The organism is Mesorhizobium sp. M0768, from assembly GCF_040320195.1.
GTDB lineage: Bacteria > Pseudomonadota > Alphaproteobacteria > Rhizobiales > Rhizobiaceae > Mesorhizobium.
Genome location: NZ_JAMYPD010000006.1, coordinates 68,786 through 85,041, shown reverse-complemented (window position 1 = coordinate 85,041; position 16,256 = coordinate 68,786). Strand labels below are relative to the sequence as shown.

The following is a 16,256-nucleotide window of genomic DNA, read 5'->3' as shown; positions in this document are numbered from 1 at the left end:
TGCGAGCGCTGCCTAAAAGTCGCTCGGCTCAATCATTCTGGGGGACGCAGGCCGAAGGTCGCCGGCTTGAGGCCGTAGCGCAAGTCGAAATCGTCGTTTCGCTGGGTGCGTGCGGCCGACGGCTTGCGATAGTCCGAATCGCCGGCCTGCCGGCCCGGATCGACGACTTCCGCGAAAGGCATTGCCTGTTGTGATTTCGGCACGTTGCGCAGCCGTTCGACGATCGCCACGAGGTCGACCTCGTCGCCGGTTTCGGACGGCAAGGCATTCTCGCGCTTGGCGGTGCCAGGGATCAAATCCTCGGAGAGCTTTTCAAACTTCATCCGCATCGTCGTCGCCACGCCTTCCCCGAAGGCGATAGCCTCGCGCTGGCCCATGGAAGACAGGAACGCCAGCGTCGAAGCCGAGGAATCGGCGATCGCCGAGCGGATGATCGCCTGGTCCTGCTCGTTGGCGAGCCGCATGGCAAAGAACGTCGAGCACTGCGACAGGATGGTCGGGTCGAGTTCGCCCGGGCGCTGGGTGACGACGCCGAGATAACAGCCATATTTGCGGCCTTCCTTGGCGATGCGCGACAGCGCGTGCCGCGTCGGCGCGAAACCGAGGCGCGGATCGGCCGGCATATAGCGATGCGCTTCCTCGCACAGGAAGAGCAGCCGCAGGCGGCCTTCGCTCCACAACGCCAGGTCGAAGGCCAGCCGCGCCAGGACCGAGCAAACGGAATTGACCACCTCGGACGGCATGCCGGCCATTTCGAAGCAGGTCACCGGGCGGCCGTGATGCGGCACGCGGAAGATGTTGCCGATCGTCTCGTGGATGGTGTCCTCGATCAGGCGCGAGTTGAACATGAAACGGTAGCGCGGATCGGATGCCGCCGATTCGATACGTGTCTTCAGTGACCTGAGGGTCGGGCGATCGTTCTTGCTTTCCAGCAATCCCATGCGTTCGTCGACCAGCTTGATAAGGTCGGCAATGCGATAGGGCACCGGCGCGTCGGCGGTCAGCACATCGGTGCTGCGCCGCAGATAGTTGCCGGAGTTCGGATTGCGGTAGAGGTTCTTGGCCGCGGGAATGAGATCGCGCAAGGCGTCGACCTCTTCCGGAACCGTCTCGCGGCCGCGAAACAGCACCTCGGCAAATTCCTCTAGCTTGAACATCCAGAAGGGCAGGTCGAGCGTCGTCGAATCGACCCTGACGCAATATTCGGGCAACGACGCGGCGAACTCGTTGTGTGGATCGAGGATGAGCACGCGCAGGTCGGGCCGGGCGGCGATCGATTTGCGCAAGAGCAGCGACACGGCGGTCGATTTGCCGACCCCGGTGGTGCCGACAATGGCGAAATGGCGCGCCAGCGTATCGTCGATGGCGATATTGGCGTCGATGGCCTCGTCCTGCGACAGCGTGCCGATGGTGATCGAATGACGACCGGCGAGATCGTAGACGGCCTGCAGGTCGCGGCTGCGGATACGATGGGCAATGGCGCCGATATGCGGGTAGGTTGTGATGCCACGGTCGAAGATCGGCTTCGCGCCGGGTTCGGCACCGTCGCGCACCTCGCCGATCAATTCGATGCTGACCTCGATCGGATTCTGGCCCTCGCTGCTCCAGGCACGATCCGACTTGCCGATTTCATAGACCAGGCCGACGGTTCGTGATGTACCGAGATTGATCGAGATCATCTTGCCGACGCTCCACAGGCCGGTGACCGTGCCTTCGATATCGTCGGCATAGGCGCTGATGGTGGCGCGCGCGCCGTCGCATTGCACGACATTGCCCAGAATGCGCTTGTCGTTCTGCTCCGCCCTGCGGCGCTCCAGCAAAGTCGGTTCCCCAATGGAGGCTTCGCGTTCAACGAGCATGGATACGCCGGTCCCCTTTTCCCAAAGCGATGAGCCTAGGCGAACGGGGTTAAGGTGGGATGAGGCCGGATGGTTTAGCGGACATTAAGGAGTTTGCGAAAACTGGATGAAACGGCCGTTGCTCTGTAGAAGAATTTCGATATATTGGATTAATGGATGATATAGCGAACGACATCTCCTCGACCATCGGCAGAAGAATACATACCGAAAGAGTGGCTCGAGGCTGGTCCTTGGCAGAACTGGCGGAGCGGTCCGATGTTTCGAAAGCCATGCTGAGCACGGTAGAACGCGGCATGACCAGCCCGACGGCGGCACTCCTTGTGCGTATTGCGGCCGCCTTCGGCATGACGCTGTCCACATTGATCGCAAGGGCGGAATTGCAGGGCGGTGGCCTGCTTCGCGAACGTGACCAGCCGCTCTGGCGCGATCCGGCTACGGGTTATGTGCGGCGGCATCTTTCGCCGGTTTCGGACATGCCCCTCGAACTGATCCGGATCCAGTTGCCGGCCGGCGCCAAGGTAAGTTTCCCGGCGGCGTCTTATGCCTTCATCAGGCAACAGATATGGCTGATCTCCGGGCGGCTGGAATTCACAGAGGGGGACATCGTTCACCGGCTCGAACCGGGCGACTGCCTGGCGCTCGGCGCGCCATCCGATTGCGTCTTTCACGCTCCGGGGCCGGACGCCGCCGACTATCTGGTTGCGTTGGCCAGGAGCTGAGGTGAAGGCGCGCCGTCCAAAACGCTGCGACAATGGCGGTCCGCCGCTCGACGACTATGACGGTCCGCCCTGGGGCAAGGGCGACCCCTATGTGTTTCTTGCCTGGCAGACCGCCCATGCCCAGGCATGGAAAGTGCCGAGCCGCGAGATCATGCTGATGCGGCTGCACAAGGCCGAGCGGCTGGGCCTGACCTATGAGGAATACACGCTCGAACTGCTGGAACGCGGGCGACATCTGCAAGAGGAAGACGCCGATCGCATCGCGGAAATCCGGCGGGCCAGGAAGCGGAAGCGGACCAGTCGTTTCGACTGACGGACGGCGACAGGGGAACGACATGAGTTCGATCGAAATCAGGCCACTCAGCAATGCTGACGGAACGCAAAAAATGCTGACGGAACTGCTGATCGGGACAGTCGCTGCCGGCGGCTCGGTCAGCTTCATGCATCCGTTGGTGCCGGAGATGGCCGCGGCCTTCTGGAACAAGTCGCTTCAGGCGGCCGCCAGAGGCGAAAGGGCGGTGCTTGGGGCCTGGAACGGCGAGGCTCTGGTCGGCACCATCACCTTGCTGCTCGACTGCCCTCCCAACCAGCCGCACCGGGCCGAGATCGCCAAGCTGATGATCCGCCTCGATTACCGCGGCAAGGGCATCGCAACCCGCCTGATGGAGGCGGCGGAAGCCGTTGCTGTGGAGAAAGGCCGCACGCTGTTGGTCCTCGACACGGCAAAAGAGGAGGGGGCTTCCGGGCTCTATGAAAAGCTCGGCTTCACGCTGGCCGGCGAAATACCGGATTATGCGCTGAAGCCGCATGGCGGGCTCACAGGCACCCTCATCTACTGGAAACGCGTCGGCCGGACACGCTGATGGCGACAACGATGCACCTTTGCAACACCCGTCAGACCATCGCGGGCGTGGAAAGAATAGCTCTTGCGTCAAATTGGCGGCGAGCTTAGAGAAGCCGCCCATTCTGATCCGTCGTCCTGAAAGGAGACCTGTCAATGACCCGGCGATCCAGATCGACACATTCCGTGCCGACGCTGGAATTGCGTGCGGCTGACAGGGTTCCAATCAGGAAGAACGGCCATGGCAAAGTCCATGATTCAGCGCAGGCAGGATGCCGAGCGCGAACGCATTGAAGCATATGCCGTAACGCTGCGGCGGGTTTTTCCCGTCCCGCGTCCCGCTCCGGATTTCGAGCGGGCGCTCGACGAGGCACGTCGGGGCTTTGCCGGCATGGCGATTCGCGACGGCGCGCTGTGGCGTCCAAAGCTGAAGACGCGCGACCCCGAGCGGCTGCGGCTGGCCGCGGCGCGCCATCTCTATGCGCGCTACCCGGTTACAGCCGCGCTCGAGGGGATCTGGCTGGACAGCTCGGGGTTGAATGTCGGCGAGATTGCGCTTCGCAAGGCTTGGTATATCGCAGTGGCGCGTGGTGACTCGCTTTACAAGGCGGGCGCCTGTGCGTGGCTGTCTCGCAAGGAGGTGCATTGCTTCTTGAACTTGCCCGGCGATTTCACGTTCGACGAGGCATTTTGGGTGGTGATCGCCCGGTCCTACACGGATGATTCCGGGTTGGCGGCCCGACTTGCCAAGTCGAAAATCGCGCGCACGCCACGTAACGATCTGGCCTTCTGGCGCGAGGTGACACGGTTCTTCTGCGGGCAACCCGCGTCGAAGGAGGAGATCGACGATCTTTGCGACTATATCGGCGCCGTGCACCAGCGCGATGCGGCGTACAGCCTGAAGGGTCGCACGCTTGCCTCGCTGCGTCGGCAGATGCTGGAATGGCATCGAGACATTGCCGCGATCGAACGCATCGAGGCAATGCGCCGCCGCGCTGCCGGGCGGACCACGCGTACTGCCGGGACGCAGTCGCAGGATCGCGCCTGGGACGGCTCGTGCCTGGACGACTGGGACTGGCAGCCGTCGACCAAGGAGGCAAAGGCGCATGGCGAGCGTTTCTTCGTCCGTCAGTTGAAGACAGCTGAGGATCTGGTCGCCGAGAGCCGGGCGATGCATCATTGCGTCTCGATATACGCGGCCAAATGCATCGCCGGCAATGCCTCGATCTGGGTGCTGCGGCGCTCGGCGCTGGGCAAGATCGAGCGGTTGCTGACGATCGAACTCGACCCGCAAAACCGTGCGGTGCAGGTGCGCGGTTTCGGCAATCGTCTCGCCTCGCTCGAGGAGCGCAAGATCATCGAGCGCTGGGCCAAGGCGAGGGGTGTGGTGCTCTGCGCCTGAAACGGAAGACCCGCGCGGCGGAAAGGCGGCGCGGGTGCATAATGGGCGGATGTGCCGACGTCGGGCCAAGTGCACATTCGCCGTTGACAGCGGCGTCAAACCAATTCTATTGTCCGCCACCATGAAAAAGGCACTCATTCTCGTAGGAAAGCGCGTGGGCAAGGCGGTGTAACCGCCGGGCGGTGACCTCCCATGCGCAAGACACAGGCTCCCTCGGGGGCCTTTTTTATTGCCCGAAACACGACTAAACGACGAGCAATCGCCAGATGGCGAACAGTACGGGACCAGAACGATGAGCAGTGGACAGAATGAGCGGCGCGAAATGCCAAGAACTGAAATGCCAAGGAGCGAAATGACGGGTGCCGAAATGGTGGTGCAGGCGCTGAAGGACAATGGCGTCAAGCATGTTTTCGGCTATCCGGGCGGCGCGGTTCTGCCAATCTACGATGAAATCTTCCAGCAGGACGAGGTCGAGCACATCCTCGTCCGCCACGAGCAGGGCGCGGGCCACGCGGCGGAAGGCTATGCGCGCTCGACTGGCAAGGCCGGCGTCATGCTGGTGACCTCAGGGCCGGGCGCCACCAATGCGGTGACGCCATTGCAGGACGCGCTGATGGACTCGATCCCGCTGGTCTGCCTGACCGGCCAGGTGCCGACTTCGCTGATCGGCTCGGATGCGTTCCAGGAGTGCGACACGGTCGGCATCACGCGGCCCTGCACCAAGCACAACTGGCTGGTGAAGGACGTCAACGAGCTCGCGGCAACGATCCACGAGGCCTTCCATGTGGCAACGACAGGGCGCCCCGGTCCGGTCGTCGTCGACATCCCGAAGGACGTGCAGTTCGCCAGGGGTATCTATGTCCCGCCGCAGACGGCGCCGCGCACCAGCTACCAACCGAAGGTCCAGGGCGATCTGGAAAAGATCAAGGCGGCGGTCGAGCTGATGGGGGCTGCCCGAAAGCCGATCATCTATTCGGGCGGCGGCGTCATCAATTCCGGCCCGGAGGCGAGCCATCTGCTGCGCGAGCTGGTCGACCTCACCGGCTTTCCCATCACCTCGACGCTGATGGGCCTCGGCGCCTATCCGGCGTCGGGCAAGAACTGGATGGGCATGCTCGGCATGCACGGCACGTATGAAGCGAACATGGCGATGCACGATTGCGACGTCATGCTCTGCATCGGCGCGCGCTTCGACGACCGCATCACCGGGCGGCTGACGGCGTTTTCGCCGAATTCGAAGAAGATCCACATCGACATCGACCCGTCGTCGATCAACAAGAACGTCCACACCGACGTGCCGATCATCGGCGATGTCGGGCGTGTGCTGGAGGATCTGGTGCGGCTGTGGCGGGCAACCGCCAAGGCCGACAAGAAAGCGCTTCACCCGTGGTGGGAGCAGATTGCCAAATGGCGCGCGCGCGATTCGCTCGCCTACAAGATGAACCACGAGGTGATCATGCCGCAATACGCCGTCCAGCGGCTCTATGCGCTGACCAAGGACCTCGACACCTACATCACCACCGAGGTCGGCCAGCATCAGATGTGGGCGGCGCAGCACTATCATTTCGAGAAGCCGAACCGCTGGATGACCTCTGGCGGACTGGGCACGATGGGCTACGGCCTGCCGGCGGCACTCGGCGTGCAGATCGCGCACCCGGATGCGCTGGTCATCGATATCGCCGGCGACGCCTCGGTGCAGATGACGATGCAGGAAATGAGCGCGGCGGTGCAGCACGAGGCGCCGATCAAGATCTTCATCCTCAACAACCAGTATATGGGCATGGTGCGGCAGTGGCAGCAGCTGCTACACGGCAACCGGTTGTCGCACTCCTACACCGAGGCGATGCCGGATTTCGTCAAGCTCGCCGAAGCCTATGGCGGCCACGGCATTCGCTGCGACAAGCCGGACGAACTCGATGATGCCATCAAGGAGATGATCGCGGTCAAGAAGCCCGTCCTGTTCGACTGCCGCGTGGCGACGCTCGCCAACTGCTTCCCGATGATCCCGTCCGGCAAGGCGCATAACGAGATGCTGTTGCCGGACGAGGCGACGGACGAAGCTGTCGCCAACGCGATCGACGCCAAGGGCAGGGAACTGGTGTAGCCTGGTTCGAGGAAGCTGTGCGGAAACAGCAGATTAGCGCAAAAGTTTGAAATCGAGATTCATGTCATGAACGCACAGTTGCAACCGACCGGCTCCGCCTATTTCATCGCCAAGGAGACGGAAAAACCAGAGAACCACACGCTTTCGGTCCTGGTCGACAACGAGCCGGGCGTGCTTGCGCGTGTCATCGGCCTGTTTTCCGGACGTGGCTACAACATCGAGAGCCTGACGGTCTCGGAAACCGAGCACGAAAAGCACCTGTCGCGCATCACCATCGTGACGCGCGGCACGCCGCACGTGCTGGAGCAGATCAAGCACCAGCTCGAGCGCATCGTGCCGGTGCACCGCGTCGTCGATCTCACCGTGCGGTCGCAGGAATTCGGACAGGAGCGGCCATTGGAGCGGGAACTCGCGCTGGTCAAGGTCGCCGGCACCGGCGAAGCCCGCGTCGAGGCGCTCCGGCTCGCCGATGCATTCCGCGCCAGCGTCATTGATGCCAACACCGAGCATTTCATCTTCGAGATCACCGGCAAGGGCTCCAAGCTCGATCAGTTCATCGCCATCATGAAACCGCTCGGGCTGGTCGAGATCTGCCGTACCGGGGTGGCGGCGATGAACCGCGGCCCGCAAGGGATGTAGTCATCCAGCTTGGCTCTATCTCGTCGCTTTGCCACCGATCGCATTGATTAGGGGAACGGCATGACCTTCGATGCATTCCTTGCTCTGCTGGTTTATGCCTTCGTGACCTCGATCACGCCGGGTCCGAACAATTTCATGCTTTTGGCCTCGGGCGTGAATTTCGGCTTGGTCAAAACCGTGCCACACATGCTCGGCATCGGCTTCGGCTTCCTCGTGCTGTTGCTTGCCGTAGGCTTCGGGCTTGGCGCCGTGTTGACGACCTTTCCGGTGCTGCATACCGGGTTGAAGATCGCTGGCGGCCTCTACCTGCTTTATCTCGCCTGGAAGATCGCCATGTCGCGCTCGCTCGGCGGCGAAGACAAGACGAAGGGCCAGCCGATGCGCTTCATCGAGGCTGCGGCATTCCAGTGGGTCAATCCCAAGGCCTGGGTGATGGCGATTACAGCCATGGCCGTCTATACCAGTCCGGAACGCCCGTTTGTGTCGGTGGTGCTGATCGCAGCCGCTTTCGCCGTCGTCATGCTGCCGAGCATTTCGACCTGGGCCGGTTTCGGCATGGCGCTGCGCGGCTTTCTGGCGGATGCGGTGCGGCTCAAATGGTTCAACATCGTCATGGGTGTGATGCTTGCGGCGACGCTGTGGCCGATGCTGCGTTAGCTGCCGTTCTATTGTGCACTGCACATTAAATCTTCGTAATGACGGGTTTTGGCCCTTTTTCGCCTTCGGCATCCTCTATTATCTGGCAAAAGCGCGGCAAGAGGCTGCGAGTTGAGCTAGACTACGGCCACCGGATAGCGGCGTGTCGGATCGAGAGGTCTTTTGTCGATGCGCGGAAAGATCGTATTAGCGGTGATCGCTGCAGCCTGCGTTGCCGCGGCGTGGCTCTATCTTTCGCCCAGCGCAATGAGCGGTCTTCAGCAGATGCTGTCGGCGAAGCAGACGGCGACGGCGGACAAGCCCGCTGCAGCGGCAAATGCCGCGCGTACGACTTCGGTGGTTGCCGCCACCGCTACGACGGCCGATTTCCCGGTCCGGCGCTATGCCATCGGCTTTGTGTCCTCTCCTGCCGTGGTCAGCATCAACGCGCGGGTCTCGAGCCAGATCGTCGCAATCGCGGTCAAGGACGGACAGATGGTGAAGGCCGGCGACCTTCTTTTCTCGCTGGACGATCGCTCGTTGAAGGCGCAACTGGCACGCGATCAGGCGACGCTCGCAAAAGACCAGGCGCTGCTTGCCAGCGCCACGGCCGATCTTCAGCGCGCCAAAAATCTCGTCGCCAGGCAGGCCGGAACACAGCAGACCTACGATCAGGCCGTCGCGGCACAGAAATCCGCCGCGGCCACCGTCGACGCCGACAAGGCAACGATCGATGCGGACCAAATCCAGCTTGGCTTCGCCACGATCAGGGCGCCGATCTCCGGCAGGCTTGGCGCAGTCAGCGTCGCCGTCGGCGATCTCGTCACCACCAGCAACGGCAGCAGCACGTCGACTCCACTGGTGACGATCACGCAGGTCGACCCGCTGCAGGTGAACTTCAATCTCCCCGAAAGCGATCTTGCCTTGCTGCACAAGGCGCTGGCAGCGCCGCGGCAAGGTGCGGTGACGCTGACCAAGGACGGCGACCCGAAGCCGGTCGGCAAGGGAACGCTGGATTTCGTCGATTCCAGCGTAGACACGGCGTCCGGCACGATCGCAACGCGGGCCAGTGTGCCCAACGCCGATCTTTCGCTATGGCCGGGCCAATACGTCAACGTCGTGCTCGATGCCGGCATCATGCCACAAATGACGTCCGTTCCGACGGTCGCCGTCCAGCCCAGCCAGAAGGGCCCGTTCGTCTATGTAATCAAGCCGGACAACACCGTTGAAATGCGGCCCGTGCAGGTCGCGCTGACAGAAGGCACCAACACCGCAATCAGCCAAGGATTGAAAAGCGGCGAGCGTGTCGTCGTCGAGGGTCAGACCAAACTGAAGAACGGCGCGGCGGTGCGCGAAGGCAAGGCTTCGACCGGCACAGGCGATCGGGCGGCTCCGAAGGTTGCCGAGGCTGACCGGACGGGCGGAACACAGCCATGATTTCCGAATTCTGCATCCGCAGGCCCGTCGCCACGCTGCTCATGTCGTTCGCCCTGGTTCTGGGCGGACTATTTGCTTACAAATTCCTGCCGGTCGCGGCGCTGCCAAGCGCCGAATTTCCGGTTGTCAACGTCTCGGCCTCGCTGCCCGGGGCTTCGCCGGAAACCATGGCGACCTCGGTGGCAACGCCTCTGATCAAGCAGTTTGCCACTATCGCTGGCATCGATTCGATCTCGACGACCAACTCGCTCGGCTCGACCTCGATCGCCATTCAGTTCGTACTCAACCGCGACATCGATGCAGCCGCCGCCGACGTGCAGGCAGCGATCGCACGTACGCAACGACAATTGCCGCCGGAGATGACCAGCCCGCCGAGCTACCGCAAGGTCAATCCAGCCGACGCGCCGATCCTGCTGATGTCGCTGGTCAGCGACACAATTCCGCTGACTGATCTCGACGCGTTTGCCGAGAATGTGATTTCGCCGTCGCTGTCGACGATTGACGGCGTTGCGCAGGTGTCGATCTACGGGCAGCAGAAATATGCCGTGCGCGTCCAGATCGATCCGACGGCGCTCGCCGCACGCGGCATCTCGATCGACCAGCTGCAGACGGCCATTGCCTCGGCCAACAGCAACACGCCGCTCGGCGTGCTCAAGAACAACAAACAGCAGCTGACGATCACCGCGAACACGCAGCTGAACGATGCGGCGGGATTCTCCAACATCATCATCGCCACCAAGAACGGCCATCCGGTGCGGCTCGGCGAGGTGACCCGCGTCATCGATTCGGTCGAGACCACGACGACAGCAAGCTGGTATGACGGCACCCGCGCCATCATTATGGCGGTGCAGCGCCAGCCGGATGCCAATACCGTCGACGTCGTCGACCGCGTCAAGGCGATGCTGCCTTCCTTCGACGATCAGATGCCGGCAGCGGCGAGCATCCAGTTGCTAAACGACCGCTCGACATCGGTCCGCGAGGCGGTCGATGACGTGCAGTTCACGCTCCTGCTCACCATCGCGCTGGTGGTGATGGTGATCTTCCTGTTCCTGCGCCGAGTGACGGCGACGGTCATTCCGGCGGTGGCGGTACCGATTTCGCTCATCGCCACGCTGGGTGTAATGTACCTGTTCGGCTTTTCCATCGACAACGTCTCATTGATGGGGCTGACGCTGGCGGTCGGCCTTGTCGTCGACGATGCAATCGTCATGCTCGAAAACATTTTCCGCCATATGGAGGAGGACGGGCTCTCGGCAATGGAGGCGTCGCTCAAGGGCGCCCGCGAAATCGGCTTCACCATCATCTCGATCTCGATCTCGCTGGTCGCCGTGTTCATTCCGGTGCTTTTGATGGGCGGCGTGATCGGGCGCATCTTCAACGAATTCGCGGTGGTGGTGACGGTCGCCATCCTGGCGTCGATGTTCGTCTCGCTGACGCTGACGCCGATGCTGTGCTCGCGGCTGTTGTCATTATCGAAAGCCGAGCAGAAGGCAGCGCATGGCGAGGACCATAGACAAAACGTCTTCATGCGGGGCTATGACAGGCTGCTGACATCCTGCCTGCACCACAATTTCCTTGTCTTCCTTGTCTTCCTCGTGACCGCCGGGCTGTCGGTGTGGCTGATCCAGATCTCGCCGAAGGGCTTCTTTCCGCAGGAGGATATCGGCCAGGTCTCGGTGACGACCATCGCGCGCCAGGACATTTCGTTTGACGCGATGGTGAAGCTGCAGGGGCAAGTGGCGGATGTCTTCACCCATTCGCCCTACGTCGCGCATGTCGGCTGGTCGGCGGGCAGTGGAAACAATGCGCTCAACCAGGGCCAGCTGTTTGTGCAGCTGAAAGACAAGGACCACCGACCGAACATCGACAAGGTGCTTACGGACCTGCGGCGCCAGCTGGCCAATGTGCCCGGCATCGAAACCTACATGCAGCCGGTGCAGAACCTGCGGCTCGGCGCGCGTTCTTCGGCGAGTGCCTACCAGCTTGCCGTTCAGGGCCTCGATACCGGCCTGACGAACGTCTGGGCGCAGAAGCTGACGGACGCGATGGCTGCCGATCATGCCGCCTTCACCGACGTCACCAATGACCTGCAGAACAACGCGCTACAGGCGACGCTGGTGATCGACCGCGACAAGGCGGCGAACCTCGGCGTCGATACCGACACGTTGCGCTCCAGTCTCTATGGCGGTTTCGGCACCCAGCAGGTGTCGACCATCTTCGGCTCGGCCGACAGCTACGACGTGATCATGGAACTCGATCCGAAGATCGAGTGGTCGCCCGAGCGGATGCTGGCCATCAAGGTGAGAACGGCGAGCGGCAGCCTGGTGCCGCTCGGTGCGTTCGCCCGCGTCGATCGGACCGCCGGTGCTTTGACCGTCAACCAGCTCGGCCAGCTTCCGGCTGTGACCATCTCCTACAATCTGCCGCAAGGCGTGGCCCTCGGCGACAGCGTGAGCCACATCAACGCGCTGAAGGACAAGATCGGCATGCCGCCGACGATCTCGACCGCCTTCTCGGGCACGGCCAAGACATTCCAGGATTCGCTTTCCAACCAGGGGCTGCTGATCGGCGGCGCGATCCTGACCATCTATATCGTTCTCGGCATGCTCTATGAGAGCTTCATCCACCCGCTCACCATCCTGACCGGGCTTCCATCGGCGGTGCTGGGCGCGCTGGTGGCACTGCGGCTGGCGGGGATGGATCTGTCGGTGATCGCGGTGATCGGCATCCTGATGCTGATCGGCATCGTCAAGAAGAACGGCATCATGATGATCGACGTGGCGCTGGACCTCAGGCGCGAGGGGATGTCGCCCGTCGAATCCATCCACAAGGCCTGCCTGATGCGCTTCCGGCCGATCATGATGACCACGCTTGCCGCGCTGATGGGTACCATCCCGATCGCGCTCGGCACCGGTGCCAGCGCGGAACTGCGCCAGCCTCTCGGCGTGGCCGTGGTCGGCGGTCTTGTCGCCTCGCAGGCACTGACGCTGTTCGTCACACCCGTCATTTACGTCTACATGGAGCATTTTTCCGGCTGGCTGGTCAGGCTGTGGGCGCGGCGCCGGGGCGAGCCGAGCCCGGTCGAAGCGGTCGACCAGCCGTCACTGTTCGACGAGGAGGAAGAACCGGTGCCGCAAAAGGCGGCAGCCGAATAGCGCTGGCCCAAGCCGTGGTGCTTGCGGCCGGGGGTCCGCGATCGTAATTTGACGCCATGCCGCACAATCACGACCACGACAACGAGCTTGATCCCTTTGCGGCGCGGGTGCGCGCGCTGGAGACGATTCTCACCCGCAAAGGCCTGATCGATCCGGCGGCGATCGATGTTATCGTCGACACCTATGAGACTAAGATCGGGCCGCGCAACGGCGCAAAGGTGGTGGCGAAGGCCTGGGTTGATCCCGGGTTTGCCGCATGGCTGAAGCGTGATGCGACGGCGGCAATCGAATCGCTCGGCTACACCGGCCGGCAAGGCGAGCACATGCAGGCGGTGTTCAACACGGCCGACACGCACAACCTCGTCGTCTGCACGCTATGCTCCTGCTATCCGTGGTCGGTGCTCGGCCTGCCGCCGGTCTGGTACAAGGCGCCGCCCTACCGTTCGCGCGCAGTGATCGATCCGCGCGGCGTGCTCGAGGAATTCGGTCTGACCTTGCCGGCGAGGACGACAATCCGGGTGTGGGATTCGACCGCCGAGCTGCGCTATCTGGTGGTGCCGATGCGCCCCTGGGGTACGGAGGGCTGGGATGAGGCAAGGCTCGCCGATCTGGTGACGCGCGATGCCATGATCGGCACGGCGTTGGTGCGGGAACCGGCATGAACGGGCCGCAGGATCTCGGCGGCCAGATGGGTTTCGGGCCGGTCGCGCCCGAACCTGACGAACCCTATTTCCATGCCGATTGGGAAAGGCGGGCGCTGGGCGTGACGTTGTGCGCTGGCGCCATGGGCGCCTGGACCATCGACGAGAGCCGGCACGCGCGGGAATCGCTGCATCCAGCGGATTATTATGCCTCCAGCTACTACCAGATATGGATCAAGGCGCTGGAGGTGCTGCTCAAACGCCATGGTTTCGTCAGCGACCGGGACCTGACTACGGGCGACGCAGTCGACCCGGCAGCGACACCCAAACGGGTGCTGAAGGCTAAGGACGTTCCGGCGGTGCTGGCCAAGGGCGGGCACTGCGACCGGCCTGTCGCCGCGCCTGCGCGGTTCAAGGCGGGCGACCCCGTGCGAACCAAGAACTTTCATCCGACCGGCCACACCAGACTGCCGCGCTATGCACGCGGCAAGCGAGGCGTCGTCGAGGCTGTGCGCGACGGCTTTGTCTTTCCCGACACCAATGCGCACGGCCAGGGCGAAAACCCGCAATGGGTCTATACGGTGGCCTTCACCGGCGGCGAAATCTGGGGCGAGGGCGCCGATCCGACACTTGTCGTGTCGATCGACGCCTGGGAGAGCTACCTTGAGCCGGCGTGAGACGGGCTCAGTTGCCGCCATGCTGCCCGCCGGTGTCGAGGCGCCTGTGTTTGCCGAGCCGTGGCAAGCAGAGGCCTTTGCCATGACGGTAGCACTGCACGACAACGGGCTGTTTTCGTGGAGCGAATGGGCGGATGCTTTGTCGGCAGAGGTGAAGCGGCCGGGCGCCGCGCGCGACGGTCACGATTACTACGAGCACTGGCTGGCAGCGCTGGAAAAGCTGCTTTTGGCCAAGGGCGTTGCCGGAAAGCGCGACGTCGATGCGCTCGCCGCTGCCTGGGAACGCGCCGCGCACGCAACTCCGCATGGCAAGCCGATCCAGCTGGAGAACGATCCACAGCAGGCCGGGTAAGCTGCGGCCGCCCGGCCTTGTTCTCTTTACGTTCCTGTTCGTCACTGATAGCCTGACCCTGTCGCAGCGGCGTGATTGCCGGCGATGAAAATTTGCCGGTGACGGCAGTCACCTTGTCTTTCCCTCGCGAATCCGGTCTGTCGCGCTGATGGAATTCTCTCCTCAACAAGACGAGGCGCTGAAGGCGGTGGCCGGCTGGCTGAAAGCCGGCAAGCCGCAGCTGTTCCGGCTGTTCGGCTATGCCGGCACCGGTAAGACGACGCTGGCGCGCTATTTCGCCGAGCATGTCGACGGCCAGGTGCAGTTCGCCGCGTTTACCGGTAAGGCGGCGCAGGTGCTGCGTTCCAAGGGCGCGGTCAATGCCCGCACCATCCATTCGCTGATCTACCGGCCGAAGGGCGAGGAATCGGTAGCGGACGAGGTGACCGGCAAGACATCGATGTCGCCGACATTTTCGCTCAACCGGCAGAGCCCGATCTCGCGGGCCAAGCTCGTCGTCATCGACGAATGCTCAATGGTCGACGAGCAACTCGGCCGTGACCTGATGAGCTTCGGCACGCCGATCCTGGTGCTCGGCGATCCCGGCCAGTTGCCGCCAATCTCCGGCGGCGGCTTCTTCACCGACCACGAGCCGGACATTCTGCTCACCGAAATCCACCGCCAGGCGCGCGACAACCCGATCATCAGGCTGGCGCTCGACGTGCGCGAGGGCCGCGAGTTCATGCGCGGCGACTATGGCGCGGCGCAGGTGATCGGCAAGGAAGACGTCACCCAGGAATTGGTGCTGAAAGCGGACCAGGTGCTGGTCGGCACCAACCGTACGCGCCGCCGTTATAACCAGCGGCTGCGCGAGCTGAAGGGGTTCAACGCCGATTATCCGCAGGCCGGCGACAAGCTGGTCTGCCTGCGCAACGATCCGGCCAAGGGGCTGCTCAACGGCTCGCTGTGGAAGGTGATGACCTCGTCGCGCGAGACGGTCAAGCCCGGCATCAATCTGCTGGTTTCGCCGGAGGAAGATGACCCGGATCGCGGCGTCGCCAAGATCAAGCTGCTCAAAGCCGCATTCGAGGATCCCGACGCCGACATTCCCTGGCAGCAGAAGAAGCGCTTCGACGATTTCGATTACGGTTACGCGCTGACCGTGCACAAGGCGCAAGGGTCGCAATGGAACGAGATCGTGCTTTTCGACGAAAGCTGGGCATTCAAGGAAACTCGCCAGCGTTGGCTCTACACCGCGATCACGCGCGCAGCCGAACGGCTGACGATCGTCCGATAGGGCTGTCAGGTCCGTCGTATCAGCGCTGGGCGATCGGTCTGGCGTCAAGCCATTCCCAGGCGGCGGCTTCGTCCTTGGCCTCGAAATGCCGGAGTTCGATAGGCAAAGAGGCAGGCAAAAAGGCTCTTGCCTCCGGTATCCAGTTCGGCTCACCGATCGCCGCGCAGCGGCCGATATGCTCCACGGCATGAGCTATGCCCTGTTCGATCGTCTCGTCCGATACGTCGGCCCAGTCGACACCCTCATGGTCGATCAGGCGCACCAGCACGTCGATCTTCGGATACAGCGCATAGGCCGCCTCCAGCAATCCGAACAGGTTTTCGGCGTCAGCCGCTGCGACATGGCCGACGACATCGATGGCGAAAAGATCTTCGCGATCGGTGTCGATGCGGCGAACCGCCGGCACGGCCTCGAGAAAATTCAACAGGAAACTCCTTGCGCTCTATTTTCTTCGCACACCTTGGAACACCTGAAACCCTCTGTCTGTTCCCGTTAAAGGCGGTATAGATGCGCGCCAA

General features: G+C 62.8%; 15 protein-coding genes. 13 read left to right on the top strand and 2 right to left on the bottom strand.

Translation table 11 applies throughout. The annotated features are described in order from the left end of the window. Positions 1 to 32: 32 nt before the first annotated feature. Complete coding sequence (locus NKI08_RS10540; protein WP_352768937.1) at positions 33 to 1,859, bottom strand: ATP-binding protein; 1,827 nt, start codon at positions 1,857 to 1,859, stop codon at positions 33 to 35. Between the two features lie 152 nt (positions 1,860 to 2,011). Here NKI08_RS10540 and NKI08_RS10535 point away from each other — a divergent pair, with 152 nt between their 5' ends. The 13 genes from NKI08_RS10535 (at position 2,012) to NKI08_RS10475 (ending at position 15,738) form a co-directional block, all read left to right on the top strand. Beyond that, positions 2,012 to 2,578, top strand: a complete 567-nt coding sequence (locus NKI08_RS10535) for a helix-turn-helix domain-containing protein (protein ID WP_352768935.1) — start codon at positions 2,012 to 2,014, stop codon at positions 2,576 to 2,578. A 1-nt stretch (position 2,579) separates the two neighbouring features. Then, complete coding sequence (locus NKI08_RS10530) at positions 2,580 to 2,891, top strand: hypothetical protein (RefSeq protein WP_352471626.1); 312 nt, start codon at positions 2,580 to 2,582, stop codon at positions 2,889 to 2,891. Between the two features lie 22 nt (positions 2,892 to 2,913). Further along, on the top strand, positions 2,914 to 3,441 hold the full coding sequence (locus tag NKI08_RS10525; RefSeq protein ID WP_352471627.1) for a GNAT family N-acetyltransferase: 528 nt from the start codon (positions 2,914 to 2,916) through the stop codon (positions 3,439 to 3,441). Positions 3,442 to 3,660: 219 nt separating this feature from the next. Then, positions 3,661 to 4,821 (top strand): PcfJ domain-containing protein, encoded by a 1,161-nt coding sequence (locus NKI08_RS10520; RefSeq protein ID WP_352768931.1) that lies wholly within the window; start codon positions 3,661 to 3,663, stop codon positions 4,819 to 4,821. A 352-nt stretch (positions 4,822 to 5,173) separates the two neighbouring features. Next, entirely contained in the window at positions 5,174 to 6,925 is a 1,752-nt protein-coding gene (locus NKI08_RS10515) for an acetolactate synthase 3 large subunit (protein WP_352471629.1), read from the top strand. 66 nt (positions 6,926 to 6,991) lie between these two features. After that, positions 6,992 to 7,564 carry an acetolactate synthase small subunit gene (gene ilvN / locus NKI08_RS10510; protein ID WP_023676680.1) on the top strand — a complete coding sequence of 191 codons (573 nt, stop codon included), beginning with the start codon at positions 6,992 to 6,994 and terminating at the stop codon, positions 7,562 to 7,564. Positions 7,565 to 7,624: 60 nt separating this feature from the next. Then, entirely contained in the window at positions 7,625 to 8,221 is a 597-nt protein-coding gene (locus tag NKI08_RS10505; RefSeq protein ID WP_352501011.1) for a LysE family translocator, read from the top strand. A gap of 168 nt (positions 8,222 to 8,389) precedes the next feature. Then, the gene (locus NKI08_RS10500; RefSeq protein WP_352501010.1) at positions 8,390 to 9,637 is read left to right on the top strand and encodes an efflux RND transporter periplasmic adaptor subunit; all 1,248 of its coding nucleotides are present in this window, start codon (positions 8,390 to 8,392) and stop codon (positions 9,635 to 9,637) included. Beyond that, positions 9,634 to 12,792, top strand: coding sequence for an efflux RND transporter permease subunit (locus NKI08_RS10495; protein ID WP_352768927.1), 3,159 nt, complete (start codon positions 9,634 to 9,636; stop codon positions 12,790 to 12,792). The genes NKI08_RS10500 and NKI08_RS10495 overlap by 4 nt, the downstream gene beginning before the upstream one ends. A 56-nt stretch (positions 12,793 to 12,848) precedes the next feature. Continuing rightward, positions 12,849 to 13,454 carry a nitrile hydratase subunit alpha gene (gene nthA, locus NKI08_RS10490; RefSeq protein WP_352768924.1) on the top strand — a complete coding sequence of 202 codons (606 nt, stop codon included), beginning with the start codon at positions 12,849 to 12,851 and terminating at the stop codon, positions 13,452 to 13,454. Beyond that, positions 13,451 to 14,110, top strand: a complete 660-nt coding sequence (nthB, locus tag NKI08_RS10485) for a nitrile hydratase subunit beta (RefSeq protein ID WP_352767821.1) — start codon at positions 13,451 to 13,453, stop codon at positions 14,108 to 14,110. Before nthA ends, nthB begins: the two co-directional genes overlap by 4 nt. Before the next feature lie 19 nt (positions 14,111 to 14,129). Beyond that, positions 14,130 to 14,462: a nitrile hydratase accessory protein gene (locus NKI08_RS10480; RefSeq protein ID WP_352769194.1), complete on the top strand. Its 333-nt coding sequence runs from the start codon at positions 14,130 to 14,132 to the stop codon at positions 14,460 to 14,462. A gap of 148 nt (positions 14,463 to 14,610) precedes the next feature. Then, positions 14,611 to 15,738: an ATP-dependent DNA helicase gene (locus NKI08_RS10475; protein ID WP_023720791.1), complete on the top strand. Its 1,128-nt coding sequence runs from the start codon at positions 14,611 to 14,613 to the stop codon at positions 15,736 to 15,738. Positions 15,739 to 15,757: 19 nt separating this feature from the next. Here NKI08_RS10475 and NKI08_RS10470 read toward each other — a convergent pair whose 3' ends face one another. Beyond that, the gene (locus NKI08_RS10470; protein ID WP_352768920.1) at positions 15,758 to 16,162 is read right to left on the bottom strand and encodes a SpoIIAA family protein; all 405 of its coding nucleotides are present in this window, start codon (positions 16,160 to 16,162) and stop codon (positions 15,758 to 15,760) included. Positions 16,163 to 16,256: the final 94 nt, after the last annotated feature.